Origin of the sequence: Lentzea cavernae (assembly GCF_014653695.1) — a bacterium.
Lineage (GTDB): Bacteria > Actinomycetota > Actinomycetes > Mycobacteriales > Pseudonocardiaceae > Lentzea > Lentzea cavernae.
Window position 1 is genome coordinate 687,496 of the sequence record NZ_BNAR01000001.1, and the last position, 23,133, is coordinate 710,628.

General features: G+C 70.7%; 19 protein-coding genes. 15 read left to right on the top strand and 4 right to left on the bottom strand.

What is annotated here, in order from left to right; all coding sequences use genetic code 11:
* Positions 1–4: 4 nt before the first annotated feature.
* Positions 5–841: an IclR family transcriptional regulator gene (locus IE307_RS03040; RefSeq protein ID WP_191295867.1), complete on the bottom strand. Its 837-nt coding sequence runs from the start codon at positions 839–841 to the stop codon at positions 5–7.
* 110 nt (positions 842–951) lie between these two features.
* Here IE307_RS03040 and IE307_RS03045 point away from each other — a divergent pair, with 110 nt between their 5' ends.
* The 12 genes from IE307_RS03045 to IE307_RS03100 all read left to right on the top strand — a co-directional run bounded on the left by IE307_RS03045 (position 952) and on the right by IE307_RS03100 (position 13,613).
* The gene (locus IE307_RS03045; protein ID WP_229904337.1) at positions 952–1,605 is read left to right on the top strand and encodes an ABC transporter permease; all 654 of its coding nucleotides are present in this window, start codon (positions 952–954) and stop codon (positions 1,603–1,605) included.
* Complete coding sequence (locus IE307_RS03050) at positions 1,598–2,569, top strand: ABC transporter ATP-binding protein (RefSeq protein WP_191295868.1); 972 nt, start codon at positions 1,598–1,600, stop codon at positions 2,567–2,569. The genes IE307_RS03045 and IE307_RS03050 overlap by 8 nt, the downstream gene beginning before the upstream one ends.
* Positions 2,566–3,312 carry an ABC transporter permease gene (locus tag IE307_RS03055; RefSeq protein ID WP_191295869.1) on the top strand — a complete coding sequence of 249 codons (747 nt, stop codon included), beginning with the start codon at positions 2,566–2,568 and terminating at the stop codon, positions 3,310–3,312. The genes IE307_RS03050 and IE307_RS03055 overlap by 4 nt, the downstream gene beginning before the upstream one ends.
* 30 nt (positions 3,313–3,342) lie before the next feature.
* The gene (locus IE307_RS03060) at positions 3,343–4,263 is read left to right on the top strand and encodes a glycine betaine ABC transporter substrate-binding protein (protein WP_191295870.1); all 921 of its coding nucleotides are present in this window, start codon (positions 3,343–3,345) and stop codon (positions 4,261–4,263) included.
* Positions 4,264–4,265: 2 nt separating this feature from the next.
* Positions 4,266–4,805 carry a formaldehyde-activating enzyme gene (gene fae / locus IE307_RS03065; protein ID WP_191295871.1) on the top strand — a complete coding sequence of 180 codons (540 nt, stop codon included), beginning with the start codon at positions 4,266–4,268 and terminating at the stop codon, positions 4,803–4,805.
* A complete protein-coding gene (locus IE307_RS03070) occupies positions 4,802–5,698 on the top strand; it encodes an NAD(P)-dependent oxidoreductase (RefSeq protein ID WP_229904338.1) in 897 nt (298 codons plus the stop codon). Before fae ends, IE307_RS03070 begins: the two co-directional genes overlap by 4 nt.
* A gap of 11 nt (positions 5,699–5,709) precedes the next feature.
* On the top strand, positions 5,710–7,122 hold the full coding sequence (locus IE307_RS03075; RefSeq protein WP_191295872.1) for an NAD-dependent succinate-semialdehyde dehydrogenase: 1,413 nt from the start codon (positions 5,710–5,712) through the stop codon (positions 7,120–7,122).
* Positions 7,122–7,889, top strand: coding sequence for an SDR family oxidoreductase (locus tag IE307_RS03080; RefSeq protein ID WP_191295873.1), 768 nt, complete (start codon positions 7,122–7,124; stop codon positions 7,887–7,889). Before IE307_RS03075 ends, IE307_RS03080 begins: the two co-directional genes overlap by 1 nt.
* Before the next feature lie 20 nt (positions 7,890–7,909).
* Positions 7,910–9,385 (top strand): FAD-binding oxidoreductase, encoded by a 1,476-nt coding sequence (locus IE307_RS03085; protein ID WP_191295874.1) that lies wholly within the window; start codon positions 7,910–7,912, stop codon positions 9,383–9,385.
* Positions 9,382–10,761 carry an FGGY-family carbohydrate kinase gene (locus IE307_RS03090; RefSeq protein ID WP_191295875.1) on the top strand — a complete coding sequence of 460 codons (1,380 nt, stop codon included), beginning with the start codon at positions 9,382–9,384 and terminating at the stop codon, positions 10,759–10,761. The genes IE307_RS03085 and IE307_RS03090 overlap by 4 nt, the downstream gene beginning before the upstream one ends.
* Positions 10,762–10,849: 88 nt before the next feature.
* Complete coding sequence (locus IE307_RS03095) at positions 10,850–13,039, top strand: hypothetical protein (protein WP_191295876.1); 2,190 nt, start codon at positions 10,850–10,852, stop codon at positions 13,037–13,039.
* 91 nt (positions 13,040–13,130) lie between these two features.
* Complete coding sequence (locus IE307_RS03100) at positions 13,131–13,613, top strand: hypothetical protein (RefSeq protein ID WP_191295877.1); 483 nt, start codon at positions 13,131–13,133, stop codon at positions 13,611–13,613.
* A gap of 158 nt (positions 13,614–13,771) precedes the next feature.
* On the opposite strand, the gene IE307_RS03105 is transcribed toward IE307_RS03100, so the two are convergent.
* Positions 13,772–14,473: an AfsR/SARP family transcriptional regulator gene (locus tag IE307_RS03105; RefSeq protein WP_191295878.1), complete on the bottom strand. Its 702-nt coding sequence runs from the start codon at positions 14,471–14,473 to the stop codon at positions 13,772–13,774.
* A 142-nt stretch (positions 14,474–14,615) separates the two neighbouring features.
* Between IE307_RS03105 and IE307_RS03110 the strand changes: the two genes are divergently transcribed.
* The 3 genes from IE307_RS03110 (at position 14,616) to IE307_RS03120 (ending at position 20,571) form a co-directional block, all read left to right on the top strand.
* A complete protein-coding gene (locus IE307_RS03110; protein WP_191295879.1) occupies positions 14,616–16,943 on the top strand; it encodes a glycoside hydrolase family 3 protein in 2,328 nt (775 codons plus the stop codon).
* 9 nt (positions 16,944–16,952) lie between these two features.
* Positions 16,953–17,576, top strand: a complete 624-nt coding sequence (locus IE307_RS03115; protein WP_191295880.1) for a TetR/AcrR family transcriptional regulator — start codon at positions 16,953–16,955, stop codon at positions 17,574–17,576.
* Positions 17,577–17,886: 310 nt separating this feature from the next.
* Positions 17,887–20,571 carry an AfsR/SARP family transcriptional regulator gene (locus IE307_RS03120; protein WP_191295881.1) on the top strand — a complete coding sequence of 895 codons (2,685 nt, stop codon included), beginning with the start codon at positions 17,887–17,889 and terminating at the stop codon, positions 20,569–20,571.
* A gap of 16 nt (positions 20,572–20,587) precedes the next feature.
* On the opposite strand, the gene IE307_RS03125 is transcribed toward IE307_RS03120, so the two are convergent.
* Both IE307_RS03125 and IE307_RS03130 read right to left on the bottom strand, forming a co-directional pair.
* Entirely contained in the window at positions 20,588–21,574 is a 987-nt protein-coding gene (locus IE307_RS03125) for an acyl-CoA dehydrogenase family protein (RefSeq protein ID WP_191295882.1), read from the bottom strand.
* Complete coding sequence (locus IE307_RS03130; RefSeq protein ID WP_191295883.1) at positions 21,571–23,112, bottom strand: aldehyde dehydrogenase family protein; 1,542 nt, start codon at positions 23,110–23,112, stop codon at positions 21,571–21,573. Before IE307_RS03130 ends, IE307_RS03125 begins: the two co-directional genes overlap by 4 nt.
* Positions 23,113–23,133 lie beyond the last annotated feature (21 nt).

Genomic DNA, 23,133 nt, shown 5'->3' on the forward strand with positions numbered 1-23,133 from the left:
GAAGTCAGGCGGAGTACCCGAGAGCGGCCGACAGGTCGCGCGCGGCACCCGACACGATCCGCCCCAGCTTGTCGAGCTGCCCGCCGATCCGCTCCTTCGGCGCCGAGACGTTCAACGCCGCCACGACCCGGGACGTGAAGTCGTGCACCGGGGCCGAGGCCGCGACCACTCCCCGTTCCAGCTCCTCGTCCGAGGTCGCGTAACCGCGTTCCCGCACCCGCAGCAGCTCGGCGGTCAGCGACTCCAGGTCCGTGATCGAGTTCGGCCTCGGTGACGGCTGTTCCAGCACCGCGAACGTCGAGTCGGCCCGCTCCCCCGCCTCCAGCACGCCCTCGTCGTGGCCGTGCTCGGCGTACCAGACGGCGAGCGAGCCCGCGTCCCAGTCGCTCAGCAACGCGCGGCCGGACGGGGTGCGCCACGCGGCGGTCGTCACGCCCTCCCACCCGGTGGTGTGGAAGCGGTTCGGGCTCAGCTCGCTCATCAACGTCAGCACGTTCCCGCCGCGCAGCACGCACAGGTGCGCGGTCTCCCTGGTCACCTGCGCCAGGTGCTTGAGGCGGCCGCGGGCGTTCCACGCCAGGGCGCCCTCGGACGTCCGGGCGGCCAGCGCGTAGAGCCGTGATCCCAGGCGGTAGGCCTGCGTGTCCGGGTCGCGGTCGACGAGCCCGCTTTCGGCCAGCGTCGCCAACGTCCGCGACACGACCGTCTTGTCCCTGCCGACGAGGGCCGCGATGCGGACGACACCGAGGCCGCCGGACTGCACGGCTTCGGGCCGGCCGAGCGCCTCCAGCACTTCGATGTCGCGCGCCAGGCCAGCGGAGTTGCGTCGAGATCCCTGCATGGAGCGGCACCCTACGAGGGACGTTGCCATATTGCCAACAGCAGTTGTGCATAAGACCACGCCAAATCTACCGTTCCCGGCCATCGGCACCGACGCCGAAAGGAGGCCCCTTGTCCGGTTCTCTCGACGTGTTCCTGGCCCGCCGCTGGGAAGATCTCGTCACGCTGACGCTGCAACACCTCGCCGTGGTGGCCCTGAGCCTCGCCATCGCCACCGTTCTCGGAGTTCTGCTCGGTCTGCTGGTGTGGGACAGGAACGTCCCGCGCTCGGCGGTGCTCACCGCCGCCGGCATCGCGATCACCATCCCGTCGCTGGCGCTGCTCGCGCTGCTCAGCCCGGTGCTCGGGCTCGGGTGGGCGCCCACGGTGGTGTCGCTGGTCTTCTACTCGCTGCTGCCGATCGTGCGGAACACCGTCGTCGGACTGCGCGAGGTGCCCGCCCACCTCGTCGAGTCGGCGCGCGGCATGGGCATGACCCCGGTGAGGACGCTGCTGAGCATCCAGCTGCCGCTCGCCTGGCCGGTCATCGTCACCGGCATCCGGGTCGCGGCGCAGCTCACCGTCGGCATCGCGGCGATCGCGGCCTACGTCGCGGGCCCCGGTCTCGGCCTCTACATCTTCAAGGGCCTGTCCTCGCTCGGCTCGGTGAACGCGCTCAACTTCACGCTCACCGGCACGATCTGCGTCGTGCTGCTGGCCCTCGTCATCGACGGCGCCTTCGTCCTGATCGCCCGCTACAGCACCTCGAGGGGTCTCCGTGTCTGAGCCTGGAGTCGGCATCGAACTGAGCCACGTCACCAAGCGGTACGCGGGCCAGCAGCAGTCCGCGGTCGAGGACTTCTCGTTGAGCGTCGACCCCGGCGAGCTGGTCATGTTCGTCGGCCCCTCGGGCTGCGGCAAGACCACGACGATGAAGATGATCAACCGCATCATCGAGCCGTCGAGCGGGTCGATCACGATCGACGGCCAGGACGTGCTCTCGCTGAACCCGAACGAACTGCGCCGCCACATCGGGTACGTGATCCAGCAGATCGGCCTGTTCCCGCACATGACCATCGCGGAGAACATCGCGACCGTGCCGAAGCTCCTGGGCTGGTCCAAGGAGCGCACGAGCAGCCGCGTCGACGAGTTGCTGCAGACCGTGCAGCTCGACCCGAAGACGTTCGCCCACCGCTACCCCAAGCAGCTCTCGGGCGGCCAGCAGCAACGGGTCGGCGTGGCCCGCGCCCTGGCCGCCGACCCGCCCGTGATGCTGATGGACGAGCCGTTCGGCGCCACCGACCCGATCACGCGCCAGAAGCTGCAGGCCGAGTTCCTCAAGCTGCAGGCCGACATCGGCAAGACGATCATCTTCGTCACGCACGACTTCGACGAGGCCGTCCGGCTCGGCGACCGCATCGCGGTGCTGAGCGAACGCAGCCAGATCGAGCAGTTCGACACGCCCGCGAACATCCTCGCCACCCCGGCCAACGACTACGTGTCGAGCTTCATCGGCCACGGCGCCGGCCTGATGCGCCTCGCCCTGATCCCGATTTCCGACGTCGAGCTCGACGCACCCGACGCGAACGCACCGGCCGTCGACGCGGACGCCTCACTGCGGGACGCACTGGACCTGCTGGTGGTCACGGGCGCGGAGCGGGTCAACGTGTCGGGTGCGAACGGGTCGCTGACCCACGCCAGGATCTCGGCCGCGTTGAACAGGGCCAAGCAGCCGGTGGAGGCGTCATGACCGTCCACACCGGACAACGGCAGGGGCTGGGGCTCAAGCGGTTCGGGACACCGCTGGCGGTCGTGGTCGTGCTCGCGGCGTTGTTCGCCTGGCTCGGCACCCTCACCCTCGACTCCATCGAGCAGCGCACGCTCAACGCGAGCTACCTGCTCGACCGCACGAGGGAGCACCTCGTCCTGACCGTGGTCTCGTCCGCGCTCGTGGCCCTCCTCGCCATCCCGGCGGGCATCGCCGCGTACCGGGTCCGCTCCAAGGCGGTCCGCGCGTTCGTCATCGGGCTCGGCAACATCGGCCAGGCGACGCCCGCGGTCGGTGTGGTGATCCTGCTGGCGATCGTGTGGCAGACGGGCTTCTACACCGCGCTGATCTCGCTCGTCGCCTACTGCTTCCTGCCCGTGCTGCGCAACACCCTGACCGGCCTCGAACAGGTCGACCACGCGACCCGCGAGGCCGCCAGGGGCATGGGCATGACCCCGCGCCAGGTCCTGTGGCGCATCGAGCTCCCGCTGGCCTCACCGGTGATCCTGGCCGGGCTGCGGACGGCTCTCGTGTTCTCCGTCGGTGTCGCGACCATCGCGACGTTCATCAACGCAGGCGGTCTCGGCGACATGATCGTCAACGGCCTGAAGCTCCAGCGCTACCCCGTGATCGTCGTCGGCGCCGTGCTCGTCGCCTCGATCGCCGTCCTCATCGACTGGGCCGCCGGTCTCGTCGAGGACCTCGTCCGCCCCCGCGGTCTGTAACCACACCCTCCTCCGCCAAAAGGACCCTCCATGTACAAGCGCGCCCTCATCGGCGTGCTGGCCCTCGGGCTGGCCGCCTGTTCGAGTTCCCCGTCCGCCGACACCGCCGCGAAGACCAGCGACCTCCAGGGCCTGCAGGGCCAGATCGGCTCGAAGGACTTCGCCGAGCAGTACATCCTCGCCCACCTGACCACCAAGCTGCTCAACGCCCACGGCGCGACGCTGGAGGCCAACACCAAGCTGGTCGGATCCGCGAACGTGCGGCAGGCGTTGGAGAACAAGCAGTTCCTGGGCTACTGGGAGTACACCGGCACGTCCTGGATCACCTACAACAAGCAGACGCAGCCGATCAAGACCGAGCAGGAGCAGTTCGACGCGGTGAAGAAGGCCGACGAGGCCAAGAACATCGCGTGGGTCGCGCCCGCGCCGTTCAACAACACCTACACCTTCGCGATCCGCAACGAGAAGGCGAAGGAACTGAACGTCACGAAGATGAGCGACATCGCCAAGCTGCCCGCGAACGAGCGGACGTTCTGCATCGAGAGCGAGTTCTCCACCCGTGACGACGGCTGGCCCGGCGTCTCGACGACCTACGGCTTCGACGCGCCCAAGGACAACGTGAAGCTGCTCGACACCGGCGTCATCTACACCGCCACCAAGGACGGCAAGGACTGCAACTTCGGCGAGGTGTTCGCGACCGACGGCCGCATCGCCGCGCTCGGCCTGACCGTGCTGCAGGACGACAAGGCGTTCTTCCCGATCTACCAGGGCGGCTTCACGCTGCAGGCCGACGTGCTCAAGAGCCACCCGAAGATCGCGGACGTGCTCAAGCCCATGGCGGACAAGCTGACCACGGAAGAGATGCAGAAGCTCAACGCCAAGGTCGACGTCGACGGGGACGAGCCGGACGAGGTCGCGCAGGAGTGGCTGACCGCGCAGGGGCTGATCTGATCATGCAGATCGGAGAGAGCTTCGTCGGCGACGGCGTCAACGCCGCCCACGTCAACACCGTGCTCGGCCACCGCGACGGACCGGCCGGCACCGCCTGGGCCACCGCGCTGGCCACCCCTTCTGAGGGGCACGTCCCGTTCGTCGCCGTGCTGCGGCCTTCGCTGCCGGTCAAGCCGATGACGTTGTTCGTCACCAAGGCCGCGCCCGCTTCCGACGACCACGGACTGCTGATCTGGGGTCCCGCCCAGGCCGGTGTGGCCGCCGGGGTCGCCGACGCGGTGGCCGAGGGCAGCATCGCGGAGCCCGACACCTCGACGCACGTGCTGATCGCGGCGGTCTGGGTCAACCCCGGCGCCGACGACGCGGACACCGTGTACCGCAACAACCGCGAGGCCACGCGCACCGCGCTGGCCAACGGCGCCAAGGACCTGCCCGCCGTCTCGGACGTGCTGGCGGCGAGGGGAACGCCCCGCAACCCCTTCTACACGCCGCCCGAGGAGTCCGAGCACCCCTTCCCCCACGCACCCCAGGAGCACGCGTGAGCACTCCCACCGTCGGTTTCATCGGACTCGGCAGCATGGGTTCCGGCATGACCCGGAACCTGCGGAAGGCCGGGTTCTCGTTGGTGGTCAACGACATCCGCCGCGAGTTGGCGGACGAACTGGTCGCCGGCGGCGCCAAGTGGGCGGACACGCCCGCCGAGGTCGCCGCCGGCAGCGACCTCGTGATCACCATGCTGCCCACGCCGAAGCACGTCCACGAGGTCATGAACGGCCAGGCGGGCGTGCTCGCCGGGATGGTCCCGACCGGAACGTGGATCGACATGTCCACCTCGGTGCCCGAGGTCGCGGACGAGATCCGCAAGCGCAACCCCGGCCTGCACGTGCTGGACGCGCCGGTCAGCGGCATGTCGGTGGGCGCGGCGAACGGCACGTTGCAGATCTTCATCGGCGGTGACACCGATGACGTGAACCGCCTGCGACCGGTGTTTGACGCCATGGGCGACCGGGAACGCATCCTGCACGTCGGCGTGCACGGTGCGGGCTACACCGTGAAGCTGATGCTGAACCAACTGTGGTTCTCGCACCTGGTCGCCACGGCCGAGGTGCTGGCGATCGGCGTCAAGGCGGGTGTGGAGCTGGGTGTGCTGCGCAACGCTCTGGTCAACAGCCCGGCCCGGAGCAACTTCGTCGAGCACGACGTGCTGTCCGTCCTGGAGCACGGCGACTACGACGAGGGTTTCGCGATCGCGCTGGCCTGCAAGGACCTGGGTCTGTCGACCGATCTCGCGGCGTCCGTCGGGGTGCCGGCCGAGCTGTCCGCGCTGGTCGAGCAGATCTTCCGCCGCGCCCGCGCCTCGTACGGCGACAAGGCCGGCGAGATGACCCCGGTGAAGCTCTACGAGGACCTCATCGGGGTCGACCTGAGGCTGTGAGGGGACAAGCCATGCTCACCAAGTTGTACATCGACGGCAAGTGGCTCGATTCGAGTGACGGCCGCACGTTCGAGGTGCTCGATCCGTCCACAGAGGAGGTTCTGGCTGCTGTGGCGGAAGCCACCCCTCGGGACGGGAGGAAAGCGCTCGACGCCGCCGTCGCCGCCCAGTCCGCGTGGGGCAAGACCGCGCCGCGGGTGCGCGCCGAGATCCTGCGCAAGGCCTTCGAGCTGGTGACCGCGCGGACCGAGGAGTTCGCGAAGCTCATCACCTCGGAGATGGGCAAGCCGCTCGCCGAGTCGCGGGCCGAGGTCGCGTACGGCGCGGAGTTCCTGCGGTGGTTCTCGGAGGAGGCGCCGCGGATCTCCGGCCGGTTCACGACAGCACCGGACGGCAAGAACCGCCTGGTCACGGTCAAGCGGCCGGTCGGTCCGTGCCTGTTCGTGACGCCGTGGAACTTCCCGCTGGCCATGGCGACCCGCAAGATCGCCCCGGCCATCGCGGCGGGCTGCACGATGGTGCTCAAGCCCGCCGAGCTCACGCCGCTGACGGCGTTGCTGTTCGCCGAGGTGCTGACCGAGGCCGGACTGCCGGCAGGCGTGCTGAACGTGATCACCACGACCGATCCGGGCGCGGTCACCGGCCCGTTGCTGACCGACCCGCGGCTGCGCAAGCTGTCGTTCACCGGGTCGACCGCGGTGGGCAAGAAGCTCATCGCGCAGTCCGCCGACCAGGTGCTGCGGGTGTCCATGGAACTGGGCGGCAACGCGCCGTTCCTGGTCTTCGAGGACGCCGACGTGGACGCGGCCGCCGACGGCGCGGTGCTGGCCAAGCTGCGCAACGGTGGCGAGGCGTGTGTTGCCGCGAACCGGTTCCTGGTTCACCGCTCGGTCGCCGCGGAGTTCACGGCGAAGCTCGCCGAGCGCATGAAGAACTACCCGCTCGGCCCGCTGGTCGACGCCAAGACCAGGGCGAAGGTCACCGAACTGGTGGACGACGCACTGGACCGCGGCGCCGAGGTCGCGTTGGGCGGGGCCGCGTTGGAGGGCAAGGGCTTCTTCTTCGAGGCGACCGTGCTCACCGGCGTGTCCGCCGACGCCCGGTTGCTCAGCGAGGAGATCTTCGGGCCGGTCGCGCCGATCGTCACCTTCGAGACCGAGGAGGAGGCCGTCCGGCTGGCCAACTCCACCGAGTACGGCCTGGTTTGCTTCGCCTACACCCGTGACCTCAACCGGGGTCTGCGGCTCGCGGAGTCCCTGGAGACCGGGATGCTCGGCCTCAACACGGGAATCGTGTCGAACCCCGCCGCGCCGTTCGGCGGCGTCAAGCACTCGGGCATCGGCCGCGAAGGCGGCGCCGAGGGCATCGAGGAGTACCTCGAGACCACGTACGTGGCCGTATCTGACCCGTTCGGGAGCAACTGATGGACTTCGGGTTGGACCTGTTCTCCCTCAAGGGGAAGAACGCGATCGTCACCGGTGGCAACACGGGGCTGGGCCAGGCGTTCGCGCTCGGCCTGGCCGCCGCCGGGGCGGACGTGTTCGTGCCGAGCCTCGTCTCCGACGACGGTGAGACGCAGAAACTGGTCGAGGCGCAGGGACAGCGGTTCGCGGAGATGACCGCGGACATCACGGAGCCGGGCGCCTGCGCGTCCGTTGTGGACGCTTGTTTCGACCAGCTCGGCTCGGTGGACATCGTCGTCAACTCGGCCGGCATCAGCCTGCTCGACGACGTGGAGAGCTTCGACCGCGCCAAGTGGGACCCGATGATCGCGGTCAACCTGACCGCGGCCTTCGAGCTGTCCCACGAGGCGACCAGGTACATGATCCCGCAGCGGTCCGGGAAGATCATCAACATCGCGTCGCTGTTCTCGTTCCTCGGCGGCCGCCAGTCCCCCGCCTACGCCGCGACCAAGCACGGCATCGCCGGGTTCACCAAGGCCTACTGCGACGAACTGGCGCAGCACAACATCCAGGTCAACGCGCTGGCACCCGGCTACTTCGCCACGAAGATCACCGAGGCCACCCGGTCGGACCCCGAGACCAACCAGCGCGTGATCGACCACATCCCGGCCGGTCGCTGGGGTGACCCGGCCGACCTCATGGGCGCGCTGGTGTTCCTCTCCGGCCGCGCCTCCGACTACGTCAACGGCCACACGCTCGTGGTCGACGGCGGTTACCTCGTTCGCTGACTCCCCTCGAAGGCAGAGCCATGTTTCCTGCACCGCCGCCCTCCGTTCCCTCCGCCTCCGACCTGAGCCGCGAGCAGATCGTCGCCGGGCTCGTCGACCTGCTCGGCGCGGCGAAGGTCGACACCGACGAACACGAACTGCGGGACGCGAGCGTCGACAGGTTCCGCAAGTACACCGCCGTGCACGGCATCTTCACCGGCCCTATCCCGGCCGCGATCGTCAGGCCGGGCAGCACCGACGAGGTGTCCGAGGTGCTGGCGTTCGCCAACGAGCACCGGATCAACGTCGTCCCGCGCACCGGCCGCACCGCGACCGAGGGTGGGCTGGAGACGCTGGTGGAGGACACCGTCGTGCTCGACGGCTCCACAATGGACGCCATCGTCCGCATCGACCCGGTCAACATGATGGTCACCGCGCAGTGCGGTGTTCCGTTGCAGCAGCTGGAGGACGCGCTGCGCGAGCGGGGCCTGACGACCGGCCACTCGCCGCAGTCCAAGCCGCTCGCGCAGATGGGAGGACTCGTCGCCACGCGGTCGATCGGCCAGTTCTCCACGCTGTACGGCGGGATCGAGGACATGGTCGTCGGCCTGGAGGCGGTGTTCCCGGACGGCACGGTCAGCCGGATCAAGAACGTCCCGCGCCGCGCCGCCGGCCCGGACATCCGGCACGTCGTGATCGGCAACGAGGGCGCGCTGTGCGTGATCACCGAGGTCACCGTGAAGCTCTTCAAGCACCAGCCCGAGCACAACCACCACTTCGGCTTCCTCACCGACGACTTCGGTGACGCCGTCGAGCGGCTGCGCACGTTGATCACCGACGGCTACCGGCCCAGCGTCTGCCGCGTCTACTCCCCCGAGGACGCGAACCAGCACTTCAGCCACTTCTCGGACGGCAAGAACGTCGTCGTGCTCGTCGCGGAGGGCCCGGAGGGCATCGCCAGGGCCACCGCCGAGGCGATCGAGAAGACGTTCGCGGGCACCGAGGCCGTGGACCCGAAGCTGATCGCCGAGTGGTTCGACAACCTCAACTGGGGCCAGGACAAGATCGACGCCGAGAAGCGCGCGATGCTGGAGACCCAGCACCTCGGGTACACCACCGAGGTCTCCGTCGACTGGTCGAACGTCACGCCGCTCTACGACGCGATCATGACCCGCGTGCGCGACGAGTTCCCGCGCTTCGCCGACCTCACGATGCTCGGCGCGCACTCCTCGCACAGCTACCAGACCGGCACGAACCTGTACTTCGTCTACGACTACGACATCACCTGCGAGCCGGAGCAGGAGATCACCGAGTACCACATCCCGCTCAACGCGATCATCGTCGAGGAGTCGCTGCGGCTGGGCGGATCGATGGTGCACCACCACGGCATCGGCAAGTACCGCACGCCGTGGACGCGCGACGAGCACGGCAGCGCGTACCAGATGCTGGAGGTGCTCAAGCGCGGGTTCGACCCGAACGGGATCATGAACGCCGGCACGATCTTCCCGGTGTCATGAGCTACCTGATCGCGATCGACAACGGCTCGCAGAGCACGAAGGTGTCGATCGTCGACGAGGTCGGCAGGGTGCACGCCTCGGCCCAGCGCGCGCTGCGGCCGTACGCGCACCCGGAGCCCGGCCAGGTCGTGCACCCCGGCGACGACGTGTGGGACTCGATCGCCGAGGCCTGCACCGAGGCCATGCAACGGTTCACCGGCGCGCCGGGCGAGATCGCGGGCGTCGGGCTGTGCACGATCCGGTTCTGCCGCGCGCTGGTGGGCGAGGACGGGCTCGCGGAACCGTTGCTGAGCTGGATGGACGACAGGCTCGCGCAGCCCCAGTGGGACGACCCGGCGGTCCGGTACGTGACGACCTCCTCCGGGTACGTGACGCTCCGCCTCACCGGCGAGCGCCGGGACACGGCCGGCAACTACGAGGGCATGTGGCCGATCGACCACGAGACCTGGCGGTGGCCGGAGTCCTCCCCCGCCTACGCCGACACCGGGATGCGGCGCGAGCAGCTGTTCGACCTCGTCGACCCCGGCGCGCTGCTGGGCACCGTCACCGCCGAGGCCTCCGAAGCGACCGGTCTGCCCGCCGGGCTGCCGGTGTACGCGACGTCGAACGACAAGGCCGTCGAGGCGCTGGGCAGCGGTCTGGGCGACGAGCTGCTGGTCTCGCTCGGCACCTACATCGCCGCGATGACCACCGGCTCGGACCACGTCGTGGACGCGGAGGGCCGCTTCTGGTCGAACTTCGGCTCCGTGCCGGGGAAGTACCTGTACGAGAGCAACGGGATCCGCCGCGGCATGTGGACGGTCAGCTGGTACCGCCAGCTCGTCGACTCCGACCTGGGCGAGCTCGAAGCCGGTGCGGCGGCCGTCGAACCGGGCTGCGGCGGGCTCATGACGGTGCTCGACTGGCTGGCGCCGGGCGACCACCCGTACCGGCGCGGCGCGTTGCTCGGGTTCGACGGCTCGCAGGGCCGCTACCACGTCTACCGGTCGATCCTAGAGGGCATAGCGCTGACCATGCGCCGGCACGGCGAGTCGATGGCGGGCGCCCTGGGTCGCGAGTTCCCGGAGCTGATCGTCTCGGGTGGCGGGTCGCGCTCGGACCTGATGATGCAGATCTTCGCCGACGTGTTCGGACGACCGGTGCGGCGGACGAGGATGAGCGACGCCGCGGGTCTCGGTGCCGCGATCTGCGCGGCGGTCGGCAGCGGCGTGCACCCCGACTGGGACAGCGCGGTCAAGGCGATGGTCACCACGGCCGACGTCTTCACACCTTCGCCCGCGAGCGGAACGTACGCGTCGATCGCCCAGGACCACGCGAGAATCACCGCATTCACCGATCCGCTCTTCGTATCCCTGCACCGCACACCCGGTCCTTAAATGCGTGTCGACCGCGTACGTGGCGGTCCCCGGTCTCCGCTAGGTTCTGCCGGGACTTGGCGGAGGAAGTGCATTCGAGGATGAAGTGGTGCTGCCGGAATCGGCGTTCGACAGGGCGAGAAGGGGAGCCGGTCAGCTCTTCGCGGTCACCAGGCCCGCGGGAGCCGAACGGACGCGGTACCTGATCCAGGCGGCGGAACTGGCCCGGACGCACGGGTTCGCCGTAACCTGGGTCGGATGTCGCGCGGACGCACCGGCTTTCTGGCCGTGGCAGGCGATCCTCGCCGGACTGGGCGGGGACGCGTCGGTGCTGGACGCCGATCCCGGGGCGTCCGCCAGGAAAGTGCTCGAAGTCCTCGCCGCGGCGCCGGCGTTGGTCCTGATCGACGACGCCGACCTGGCCGGCGAGGAGACGCTTCAGCTCACCCGCGCCGTGGCCGCGAGCGTGCACCACCTCCCCGTCGTCCTCGTGGTCGTCACCTCCGGCACCCGACTCGTCGACCAGGCGCACGCCGCGCTGGCCGAGGGCCGGATCACCGACGCACGGGACCTGCTCGACCAGGCGGCGCGCGAGGGCGATCCGGAGGCCGCGCTCGGGCTGCCCGGCATGTGGGTCAACAAGTTCCGCGGCCGGACCGATCGCGCGCTGGCCATCGCCCGGTTGCGCGACGCCCTGGCGACGAACCCCGCGGAACCCCTGCGCACCCGGCTGGCCGTGCGGCTCGAAGCCGAGCACGCCTACGACCGGCGGGAGACCGAGTGCGTGCTGCAAGCGTTGGAACAGGCCAGGAACTGCGGTGACCAGCTGACCCTGGCCGAGGCCCTGTCCCTGGCGCACCACGCGTTGTGGTCCCCGGAGCACACCGCCGCCCGGCTCGCGCTGACCGGGGAGCTGATCGCGGTGGCGTCGGCCGCGGGGCTGGAACTGCTGGCGCTCAGCGGTCTGTGCCGGCGCACGATGGACCTGTTCTGCCTGGGCGACCCGCACGCGGAACGGTCGCAGGTCGAGCTGGCCCGGCGGGCGTCCGGCCATCCGGGAGTGCTGTTCTTCCACGCCGCCATGGACGTCATGCGGACGATCCGGGCGGGACGGTTCGCCGAGGCCGAGGAGAAGGCGTCGGCGTGCCTGCGGCTCGGGCTCGGCGCGGGTGACGTCGACGCGGAGACGTTCCACAGCTCGCACCTGTTCGCGATCCGCTGGCTGCAGGGGCGCGGCGGCGAACTGGTCGACCTGGCCGAGCAGGTCACGCACTCCCCCACGTTGCCGGACCTGGAGTTCAGCTTCGAGGCCGCGCACGCGTTACTGGCACTCGAGGCGGGGCAACGGGATCGGGCTCGGTCGGCGTTGCACCGGTTGACGATCAACGGGCTCACCGCGGTCCCGCTGTCCAGCACCTGGATCACCTGCATGTTCTGCGTGGTGCACGTGGCCGCGGCGCTCGGCGAGGCGGAGATCGCGCGCGAGGCCTACGGCCTGCTCGAACCGTTCGCCTCGCAGCCCGTGGTCCCGGCCACCGCGATCGTCTGCTTCGGCTCGACCGAGCTGCTGCTGGGCATCGCCGCGACGACGTTCGGCGACGAGGACCTCGCGACCGGGCACCTGGAACGCGCGGTCACCACGAACATCCGGCTGGGCAACAGACCCATGACCGCCTACGCCCGCGCGACCCTCGCGCGGACCGCGGGCGGCGAGACCGGCAGGGAGCTGTTCGAGGTGGCCATCGCCGACGCCACCGAGATGGGCATGACCGCACGCGCGGTGGCGTGGGCCCGCGAGCGCGACGGGCTGGCCGGCCGGATCTCCATCCGGCGCGAGAGCGCGTGGTGGATCGTTTCCCGCCACGGCAAGGAGATCCGCGTCGAGGATCTCGTGGGCATGCGGTACCTGGCCCGGCTCGTGGCCGATCCCGGGGTCGAGATCGCCGCGCTGGAACTCGTCGGCGGCGAGGACAGCGGCAACCAGCCGGTGCTGGACCTCGTCGCCCGCGCCGCGTACCTGACGCGGATCCGCGACCTCCGTGCGCGCATCGACGACGACCCGTCGCCCAGGCTGGAGGCCGAGCTGGAGGAGTTGCTCAGCCACCTGGAACGCGAGACCGGCATGGGCGGGCGCGGCAGGAACTTCGCCGGTCCGGCCGAACGTGCCAGGACGGCCGTGCGCAAGGCCATCCGGCGCGCCATCGACGCGATCGCCGTGACGGAGCCGTCCGCGGCGGACGCCCTGCGCGACGCGGTGACGACGGGCTACCGCTGCTCGTACCAGCCCGTCGGATCTTGACCACCGCACGGCAGCCGCCTGGCCACCGCCGGTCCGCACCCTGGGTGCACGGGGGGCGCCGAGGGGGCGCCCGAGGGGTACGAGGAGACCGATGGACAAGGAGAGAGCACTGCCGCTGTTCAAGCGGTTCGGCGCGATGATGCTCGTCGCGTTCGGAATCCTGGCCATGACGACGGGGGTCGCCCAGGCCAAGCAGACGTGCGGTTCCGGCAGCCTGCACGTCATCTGCTTCTCGATCGACAAGGTCGGCGGCGACGCCTACGCCGTCCACGTGGGCATCGACATCAGCATGTCGCAGGGCGACGCACAGCTGATCATCGACCAGCCGGGGGACCCGGTCGACGCGTGGGCGATGGGCGACGACTGGTTCGACAACGCGGAGTTCCGGATCCCGCTCACCTGGGTCGCCGCAGGCCCTGACGGCCTGAGCGCCGAGTTCGACATCACCGTGCCGGGCGTGGCCCTCGACGAGGACCCGGACGGCGGCGACGAGCTGTACGCCCGCGTGCGCCTGTTCGACCAGCGCACCTCGACGAGGACCTTCACGTCGGGCGTGCTCCGCAGCCCCTTCTAGACAGCTTCTTCCAGTCAGGGGACACCGGCCGCAGCTCGCACCCCCCAGGGCGAGCTGTGGTCGTGTGCCCGGCCGATGCCCGTGAGAGGGAGGAGCATCGGCCGGGTGGCACGACCGGCACCGCGACTCGAACCCCCGACACGGGTCGCGGTGCACCCCTACCCGGCAAGCACCGCGGCTTCCCTGCGCCGCAACGCGTACCCGGGCTCCAGGCCGAACTCCTCCACGAGCAGCGCGCGCACCCGCCGGTACGTCCGCAGGGCGTCACCGGTCCTGCCCGCCCGGTGCTGGGCCTCCATCAGCAGGTCCCACAACGACTCCCGCAACGGGTAGAGCGCGACCAGCCGTTCCAGCTGCCCGATCGCCTCGGCGTACCGGCCGCCGAGGCACAGCGCCGCCGCGTGGTTCTCCTCCGCGAACGCCAGCGCCTCCCGCAGCCGCACGATCTCCGCCCCCGCCCAGCCCTCGACGGGGCAGTCCGCCAGCGGATCCCCGCGGTGCAGCGCGAGTGCCTCCGCGTACCTGCCGCACCGCAGGTGCTCGTCGAACTCCTCGACGTCGACGACGACCTGCGTGACGTCGAGCAGGTAGCCGGGTCCGCGCGTCAGCACCACCCCGTCGGCACCGGCCAGTTCCAGCGCCCTGCGGACCTTGGCCACGTGCCCCTGCAGCGTCTTGGTCCCCGTCGGCGGCACGTCCTCGCCCCACAGGCCGTCGACGAGCGCCGATCTCGACACAAGACGGCCGGTTCTCAGGGCCAGCAACGCGAACACGGCCCGCCGCCGCGCCCCGGTGAAGTGCACCGGCCCGTCCGGTCCGCGCACTTCCAGCGGCCCGAGCAGCCGCACCTCGATCTTCATCACCATTCCCCTCCCCGTGGACACGAACAAAGGCGTGCCACGGGTGTGCCATACCGCGTCACATCACCAGGAGATAACCGGGCGATAACGGCAAGGTATACCGACCGACCACACGGTCGGTGCTTCTGGTGTGCTCACGGGCATGGACATCGACAAGGCGATCGCGCGCCTGGACCTGGCTCAGAAGGTCCGGCTGCTGACGGGTTCCGCGCTCTTCGCCCTGCACGAGGAACCGGAGATCGGGCTGGCGTCGCTGAAGCTGTCCGACGGCCCGACCGGTGTCCGTGGCGCCGAGCTGCGGGGCGGCACGATCGCGTGCGTGCTGCCGAACGCCACGTTGCTCGCCCAGCACTGGGACACGGCACTGGCCCGCGAGGTCGGCGAGGTGCTCGCCGACGAGGCCGCGGCCCAGCGGGTGCACGTCGTGCTCGGCCCGACGATCAACCTGCACCGCACGGCGCTGGGCGGCCGGCTGTTCGAGGCCTACAGCGAGGATCCGCTGCTCACGGCCAAGATCGCGGCCGCCTACGTGCGCGGCCTGCAGGACAAGGGCATCGCCGCGACGCCGAAGCACTACGTGGCGAACGAGTCCGAGACGCAGCGCCGCACGGCGAGCATGGTGCTGGACGAGAAGACGTTGCGCGAGGTCTACCTGCTGCCGTTCGAGATCGTGGTCGAGGACTCGGCTCCCTGGGCGATCATGGCCGCCTACAACAACGTCAACGGCGTCCCCGCGACCGAGCACACCGAACTCGTCGAGGGCGTGCTGAGGTCCGAGTGGGGGTTCGACGGCCTGGTCATGTCCGACTGGTTCGCCACGAAGTCCACGGCCGCCAGCGCGAACGGCGGTCTCGACCTGGCCATGCCCGGTCCCGGCGGACCGTGGGAGGACAAGCTGGTCGCGGCCGTGCGGGCGGGCGAGGTCGCCGAGTCCACGATCGACGACCACCTCGCCCGGCTGCTGCTCCTCGCGTCGCGGACCGGGGCGTTCGGCGAGCAGCGCTCGTGGCCGCGGGACCTCCCCGCATCTGACAGCCCGGTCCGCCGCGAGCAGCTGCGGAGGTTCGCCGCGGGTGGCATGACCGTGCTGAAGAACTCCGGCGTCCTGCCGTTGCAGGACTCGAAGGTCGCGCTGATCGGCCGCCACGCCCTCGACACCGTGGCGCAGGGCGGTGGTTCGGCCGGCGTGCGGCCGCCGCACGTGATCAGCATCGCCGACGGCCTGACCTCGCAGCGCGGCGACTCGGTGTCCGTTGTGGACGGTGTGGAGGTCCGGCTCCGGTACGCCGCTCCCGGCGCCGGGGTGCTGAAGGACATCCGCGCCACGACGTACGACGCGGACGGCGAGGTGCTCGCGACGCGCGACATGGAGATCGCCGAGCTCGCGGCGTACGGCGGATGGGCGCAGGGCGCCGCGTCGATCGAGGTGTCCGGCGAGGTCGTGCTGGACGAGCCGGCGCGGATGCTGATCGGTGTGCGCGGGTTCGGCGACTGGACGATCGACGTCGGCGGCCGGCAGCACGCCACGCTCCTGGCCTGGGCGAACGGCATCGTCGAGGAAGCGCTGCTCAAGCCGCCGCACTGGACGGCCGAGGTCCTGCTGTCACCCGGCGACCGGATCACGGCCCGCGTCCGCGAGGCCAGCGCGCTGGTCGGCCTGATCACCCAGCCCGTCCCCCGCTCCCCCGCCGACGTGATCGGCGCCGCGGTGCGGGCCGCGCGCGAGGCGGACGTGGCGGTCGTGGTCGTCGGCCTCACCGAGGAGCAGGAGACCGAGGGCTTCGACAAGACCACGCTCGCGTTGCCCGGTGAGCAGGACGCGCTGGTCGCGGCCGTGGCAGCGGCCGCGAAACGGACGGTCGTCGTGGTCAACGCCGCCACGCCGGTGCTCATGCCGTGGCTCTCGCAGGTGGACGCCGTGCTGTGGGCCGGGCTGCCCGGCCAGGAGGCCGGCGATGCCGTCGCCGCCGCGCTGCTCGGCCACGTCGAACCGGCCGGGCGCCTGGTCACGACGTTCCCGCGCGCCGACTCCGAGGCGTTGAACCTGGTTCCGTCCGACGGCGAGCTCGTCTACTCCGAAGGGACCGCGATCGGCTATCGCAGCGCGACCGATCCGCTGTTCTGGTTCGGCCACGGACTTGGTTACACGACCTGGGAGTACGGCGCAGCTGAGGTGTCCACTGTGGACGGCGTGGTCGGCTCAGTGTCGGTGGAGATCACCAACACCGGCGAGCGGTCCGGCCGGGAGGTCGTGCAGGTCTACCTGCGACCGGCGGACGAGCCTGTTCGCCTGGCCGGGTTCGCCACCGCCGACGTCGAGCCAGGTAGGACCGTGCGGGTGGAGGTGCCGTGCGACCCGCGGGTGCAACGGGTGTGGGCGGACGGCTGGCAGCCGCTGACCGGCGGCGAGGTGCTGATCGCCCGCGGGCTCGGCGACGTCCGCGTTACCCTGCCCGCTGATCAGGAGTGAGGTGACGCAGTGTCGGTCCCGCCCAGGTACCGGGCCAAGTCGCGGGTGGACGTCTCCGGTGAGGAGTCCAGGGCCAAGGCGGTGGCGGTCGCGACCGAACTGTTCGCGCTGACGGGTTTCAAGGGGACGTCGGTCGCGGCGGTGGCGGCGAGGACCGGGCTCTCGCAGTCCGGTCTGCTGCACCACTTCCCCAGCAAGGCCGCGCTGCTGACGGCCGTGCTGGAGGAACGCGACAGGCAGGACGGCGACTTCCTGGCCGGGAGCGCCGGCCCTCCGCTGGGCTGGGCGGCGTTCGACGCGCTGGCCGCATTGGTGGCGCGCAACTCGACACGGCCACATCTCGTCGGCCTGTTCGTGCGGCTGGCCGCGGAGGCGACCGAACCCGCGCATCCGGCGCACGCGTGGGTGCACGAGCACTACAGCGGACTGCGGCGGTGGCTGACCGAGGCCGTCCACTCGGGTCAGGAACAGGGAGAGATCGCGGAGGACGCACCGGTGGACTCACTGGCGCGCATGACGATCGCGGTGATCGACGGACTGCAGCAGCAGTGGCTGCTCCATCCGGACGCGATGTCGATGACGGCCGAGTTCGAGGCTTTCGCCGCGACCGTGCGCGCCCGCTGGGCGCGCTGACTCCCCCCAACCGCAAGGTGGTGGCCCGGTTCAGTCTGGGGGACCCGCCCGGGCCACCGGTCTTGCGGTAGTTGGCCGACGTGCGCGGTGACTTTCACACGCCGGCCGGGTTCTGGGGGAACCGGACCCGGCAACTGCGCCGACCCCCACTCCCAGGAGCTTTCGGGCCCGGCGGCGCAGGTACCGGATCTGGACACAAAGATGACAGGGGGCGTGCACAGATTTCGCCCAGGCAGCGCACAGACCCCCGAGAAGTGCGCGAGGATGGTGGTCGCACCCAACGCCTGGATCATCGAGGAGCGATCGACCCGTGGAGTTCCTGTTGCTCGGCTCGCTGGCGGTACGGCGGTCGGGCACACTGCTGGAGCTGGGCGGACCCAGGCAGCGCGCGGTGCTCACCATGCTGTTGCTGCACGCGAACGAGGCGGTCAGCGTCCCACAGCTGACGGAGGCGGTCTGGGACTCGCCGCCGGTGTCGCCCGAGTCGAACCTGCGCACGTACGTCGCCGGGTTGCGCAAGGTCCTCGGCGACCGGCTGGTCACCCGTCCCGGCCACGGCTACCAGCTCACGGTCGAACCCGGCGAGCTCGACCTCGAGGCGTTCGACCAGCTGGTCCGCGAGGGTGAGAACGCTCTCACGGACAACGACGCCGAAGCGGCGGCCGCGTTCTTCGCCCAGGCCCTGGCCCGGTGGCACGGCATTCCCACCGCCGAGCTGAACGCGGGGCCGTTGCTGCGCGCCGAGTTCACCCGGATCCAGGAACGCAGGCTCACGGCCGTCGAGAGGCACGCCAGGGCGTCGATCGAGCTCGGCCGGTTCGACGACGTGATCGACCGGCTGCGGCGGGAGTCGGCGCTGCACCCGTTGCGCGAGGAGCTCTGGGCGCAGCTGATGCTGGCGCTGGACCGCTCCGGCCGCCGCGGCGAGGCGCTGGAGGCCTACGCGACGGCACGTGAGCACGTGGTCGAGCAGGTGGGCGTCGAACCGGGCGCGCGGTTGCGCCAGTTGCAGCAGGTGATCCTCGAGAGCCGGGTGCCCTCGCCCGCGGCCCTGAACGCGCACCGCCAGCTGCCGATGGACATCGCCGAGTTCACCGGGCGCGAGGCCGAACTGCGGCGGCTGTGCGAACCGGGGCCGCAGACCACCGTCGTGATCTCCGCGATCGAGGGCATGGCCGGGGTCGGCAAGACGAAGCTGGCGGTCCGCGCGGCCCACCGGCTCGTTCAGCGTTTCCCCGACGTGCAACTGTGGGCCGATCTGCACGGCTTCGACGCCGACGAGCTGCCCGCGGAACCGTCCGCGGTGCTCGAGGGCTTCCTGCGCCTGCTGGGGGTGCCCGGCGCGCAGATCCCCGAGTCGCTGGACGAACGGGCCGCGCTCTACCGCGACCGGCTGACGGGCAAGCGCGCGCTGGTGCTGCTCGACAACGCCGCCGGTGAGGACCAGGTGCGCCCGCTGCTGCCGGGCAGCGCCACCTGCATGGTGCTGATCACCAGCCGCCGCACGCTGCTGCAGCTCGACGGCGTGAAGTCCGTCTTCCTGGACGTCTTCACGCCCGCCGAGGCCCTGGCGCTGCTGTCCCGGATCGCCGGTGAGGACCGCGTGCAGGCCGATCGCGAGGCCGCGGAACGCATCGCGGACCTGTGCGGGCACCTGCCGATCGCCGTGGCGCTGGCCGCCAAACGGCTCGCTCGTCGTCCACAGTGGACGCCGAGCGACCTGGTGGCGCAGCTGGAACGGGGAGGCGGTCTCGGTGTGCGGGGCGTGTTCGACCTCTCGTACCAGGCGTTGCCCGACAACCAGAGGCGTCTGTTTCGCCTCCTCGGACTCCACCCGGGAGAGGACGTCACCGCCGAGTCCGCCGCCGCCCTCGCCGGGCTGACCGCGCACGAGGCGGGCGACCTGCTGGAGACGTTGCTCGACGAACACCTGCTGCAGCAGCACACCCCCGGCCGCTACAGCCTGCACGACCTGTTGCGCGCGTACGCCGTCGAACAGGTCATGGCCGCAGAACCGCCGCCCGCCCGCGCCCTGGCACGGCGCCGGGTGCTCGACTGGTACGTGCACACGTCGTGGCAGAGCGCGCAACAGCTGAACCCCCAGCGCAAGCTGGAGATCGCGACGCCGGACCCGGCCGTGCACCCGCGCGCGTTCGCCGACAGGGACGCCGCTCTGCGGTGGTGCGACACCGAACGCGCGAACCTCGTCGCGGCGGTGCGCGACGCCGCCGAGCACGACCTGCCGGAGCACTCGTGGAGCCTCGCCCAGTGCCTGTGGGACTTCTTCAACCTGCGCAAGCACTGGGCGGACTGGCTCGACACGCACGGCGTCGCACTGGCCGCCGCACGATCGGTCGGTCACCGCGACGCCGAGGGCCGGATGCTGATCACCCTGGGCATCGCGCTGCGCGAGGTCCGGCGGCACGACGAGGCGATCGAGCTGACCCAGCAGGCTCTCGCGATCTTCCGCGCGACCGGGGACAGGTCCCGCCAGGAGCCCGCCCTGAACAACCTCGGCGTCGCGTACATGGTGCTGGCCAGGGTCGACGAGGCCCTGGCGTGCTACGAGCAGTCCGCCGAGATCGCCCGCGAGCTCGGCAACGCGCACACCGAGGCGGTGCTCCTCAACAACATCGGCCTCCTGCACGCCGACGCGGGCCGGTTCGACGTCGCGCTGGCCCGGTACCTGCGGGCGCTGGAGATCCGGCAGGAGATCAAGGACCCGTACAGCGAGGCCATCCTGCTCAACAACATCGGCGAGGTGTACCGGGGGCTGCTCGACTTCCCCGAGGCCGTGTCCCACGTCGACCGGGCGCTGGAGACGTTCCGGGCGATCGGCGACCTCTACGGGCAGGCGGAGTCGCTCGACAACCTCGGGCTGGCACTGGACGGTCTCGGCGACCGCCGCGGTGCGGAGAAGTGCTGGCTGGAGTCGGTGACGTTGTTCGAGGAACTGGGCGAGCCGAAGGCCGACGAGGTCCGGGGGCGCCTCTAGCGGGCGCCCCCGGCGATCAGATCTCCACCGACTCCAGCAGGACGTCCACGGTCGGCTCGATCGCCGCGGCCGCCCGCGCGTCCCGGAACCGGCGCTCGATCCCCAGGTCCCGCCGGAACGCCGCGTCCCCGCACACCTTCATCGCGAGGTCCGTCACCGCGACCGCCGCCTCGGTCGCGGTGACCGCCAGCAGCCGCACCCGGTCCAGGCACCGTTCCGGATGCCACGTCACCGCGGACACCGTGTCGTTGAACAGGATCCTGAGCGCGTCGGTCCGCAACCGCATGCGGGCCAGGTCGGACCGCGTGCGCGGATCACCGCCACCGAGGTGGCCGATCGCCGCCGCCAGCGAGCCCTCCATCAGCCCCAGCGACACCGCGGCCCCGAGCACCATGAACCACGGGAACGCGAGCTCCTCCGACCACAGCCGGTTCGACGCCGGCACCCGCACCGGATCCGCCTCCACGCACGTGGCCACGGTCCCCCGCAGGCCCATCCCGGCGTGGTCGGCCGGCACCAGCAGACCTGGGGCCTCGGCGGGAACGAGCCACAGCGCCGAACCGCACGACCAGACGTAGCTGTCCGCCTCCCCGGCCGCGATCACCCAGCTCTTGCGCGCCCGCACCTGCACCACGTCACCGTGCGTCGACACCTCACCGGCCGAACCGAAGGCCGCGAGCGTCGACAGGTGCCGGCCGGCCGCGATCTCGCTGCGCAGCCAGTGCGGGCCGGAGCGATCGAGCACCGCGGCGGCCGAGTAGTGCGACCGCAGCACCGAGGCCGTCGCGCCGCACACCCTCGCGACCTGCTCGACCACCCGTCCGGCCGACCTGACGTCCTGGCCTCCCCCGCCGACCGTGCGGGAGATCGTCATCCCCAGCAACCCCCGCGCGCCCAGGGCGTTCAGGGCGGCGCGCGGGAACCTGGAGTGCTGGTCGACGTCGGCGGCGTTGGGCGCCACCACGTTCTGCACGATGCGGAGCAGGTCCGCCCGGTACGTCACGTGGGCGGGTAGAGCGAGTAGGAGGGGAAGTTGCCGTACGGGCGTTCGCCGGGCGGGCCCTCCGTCACGGCGTGGACCAGCAACGAGCCTCCCACGAACGCTCCGCGCCACGAGGCGCCGCGCCCGCCGAACACCTCGTCCCGGTCACCCCGCGACCGGGGCTTGTTGATGCCGACCTTGAACGCCTGGACGTCCTCGCTGAGCCTTCGCGCCGTGGCCTCGTCGTCACAGGCCAGAGACGCGACCAGGGCGCCGTTCGAGGCGTTCATCGCGGCCACCAACTCGGCCTCGGTGTCCACCAGGACGATCGTGTCGACCGGCCCGAACGGTTCGGCGTGGTGCAGCACGGACGAGCGCGGCGGGTCGAGGATCGCGACCGGCGCGAGGTAGGCCGCGGTCTGCTGGCCCGGCAGGAACCGGCCGGAGTCCGCCGTTCCCCGGTACAGCGGCACACCGCCGGCCCTGATCGCCTCGTCCACGACGTCGCCGAGCTCCTTGGCCTTCGCGTCGTTGATCAACGGTCCGAAGTCGAGCTCCGGCAGGTCGTCGCCGGGCGAGGCGACGGCGAGCGGGTGGCCGAACTTCACGTCGCGCACCGCGGGCAGGTAGACGCTCAGGAACTTGTCGAACAACGACCTCTGCACGACGTAACGCGGATAGGCGGTGCAGCGCTGCTTGCCGTAGTCGAACGCCTTGCGGATCTGCGTGCCGAGCACGTCCCAGGAGTCGGTCTCCCAGACGCCCCAGCAGTTCAGGCCCTCCTGCTCCAGGACGTGGCGGCGGTTCGAGTCGACCAGGCGCGTCGCGATCGAACTGCCGACGTCACGACCGCCCACGAAGGACACGCAGCCCAGGAACGACGACCCGACCAGCACCGGCGCGAGCTCGCTCCCGCTTCCGGACACCAGCGTCAGCGGCAGCCCCGACCGCACGGCCAGCGCGGTCGCGAGCGTCAGGCAGCTCACGCCACCATCGGTCGGCGCCTTGGCGATGACGGCGTTGCCCGCCAACGCCTGCACCAGCATCGCGTGCATCAGCACGCTCATCGGGTAGTTCCACGAGGCGATGTTGCTGACCGGGCCGTTCAGCGGCGCACGGCCCGCCAGCATGGAGTCGATCTCCTCGACGTACCAGCGCACGCCCTCGATGCAGCGGTCGACGTCGGCCGTCGCGAGCCGCCACGGCTTGCCGATCTCCCACACCAGCAGCAACGACAGCAGGTCGCGGTGCTCGGTCAGGGCGTCCAGCGCCTCCGACACGCGGGCCTTGCGTTCCGCGAGGGGCACGTGGCCCCACTCGATGTGCTGGTCGACGGCCGCGACCACCGCCCGTCCCGCGACGTCGAAGTCGAGGAAGGGCGGGCCCGCGATGGTGGTGCCGTCGACCGGCGTGGTGGCGGGCACCGGTTCACCGGACCGGCTCCACTGGCCGGCGAAGTGGTTGAGCAGCCGATCTTCGTGGAACGCCTCGGGTGCGATCGCCACGCACTGCGAGTAGACCTCGTCCCACGAGGTGCCGGGCTTGAGGATCAACGACATCGGAGCGCCCTCCCTGTCGAG

Excerpts from the sequence above, each read along its gene's own strand:
- IE307_RS03040 (WP_191295867.1), bottom strand. The coding sequence starts at position 841 with ATGCAGGGATCTCGACGCAACTCCGCTGGCCTGGCGCGCGACATCGAA.
- IE307_RS03055 (WP_191295869.1), top strand. The coding sequence starts at position 2,566 with ATGACCGTCCACACCGGACAACGGCAGGGGCTGGGGCTCAAGCGGTTC.
- IE307_RS03060 (WP_191295870.1), top strand. The coding sequence starts at position 3,343 with ATGTACAAGCGCGCCCTCATCGGCGTGCTGGCCCTCGGGCTGGCCGCC.
- fae (WP_191295871.1), top strand. The coding sequence starts at position 4,266 with ATGCAGATCGGAGAGAGCTTCGTCGGCGACGGCGTCAACGCCGCCCAC.
- IE307_RS03075 (WP_191295872.1), top strand. The coding sequence starts at position 5,710 with ATGCTCACCAAGTTGTACATCGACGGCAAGTGGCTCGATTCGAGTGAC.
- IE307_RS03080 (WP_191295873.1), top strand. The coding sequence starts at position 7,122 with ATGGACTTCGGGTTGGACCTGTTCTCCCTCAAGGGGAAGAACGCGATC.
- IE307_RS03085 (WP_191295874.1), top strand. The coding sequence starts at position 7,910 with ATGTTTCCTGCACCGCCGCCCTCCGTTCCCTCCGCCTCCGACCTGAGC.
- IE307_RS03090 (WP_191295875.1), top strand. The coding sequence starts at position 9,382 with ATGAGCTACCTGATCGCGATCGACAACGGCTCGCAGAGCACGAAGGTG.
- IE307_RS03100 (WP_191295877.1), top strand. The coding sequence starts at position 13,131 with ATGGACAAGGAGAGAGCACTGCCGCTGTTCAAGCGGTTCGGCGCGATG.
- IE307_RS03105 (WP_191295878.1), bottom strand. The coding sequence starts at position 14,473 with ATGAAGATCGAGGTGCGGCTGCTCGGGCCGCTGGAAGTGCGCGGACCG.
- IE307_RS03110 (WP_191295879.1), top strand. The coding sequence starts at position 14,616 with ATGGACATCGACAAGGCGATCGCGCGCCTGGACCTGGCTCAGAAGGTC.
- IE307_RS03130 (WP_191295883.1), bottom strand. The coding sequence starts at position 23,112 with ATGTCGTTGATCCTCAAGCCCGGCACCTCGTGGGACGAGGTCTACTCG.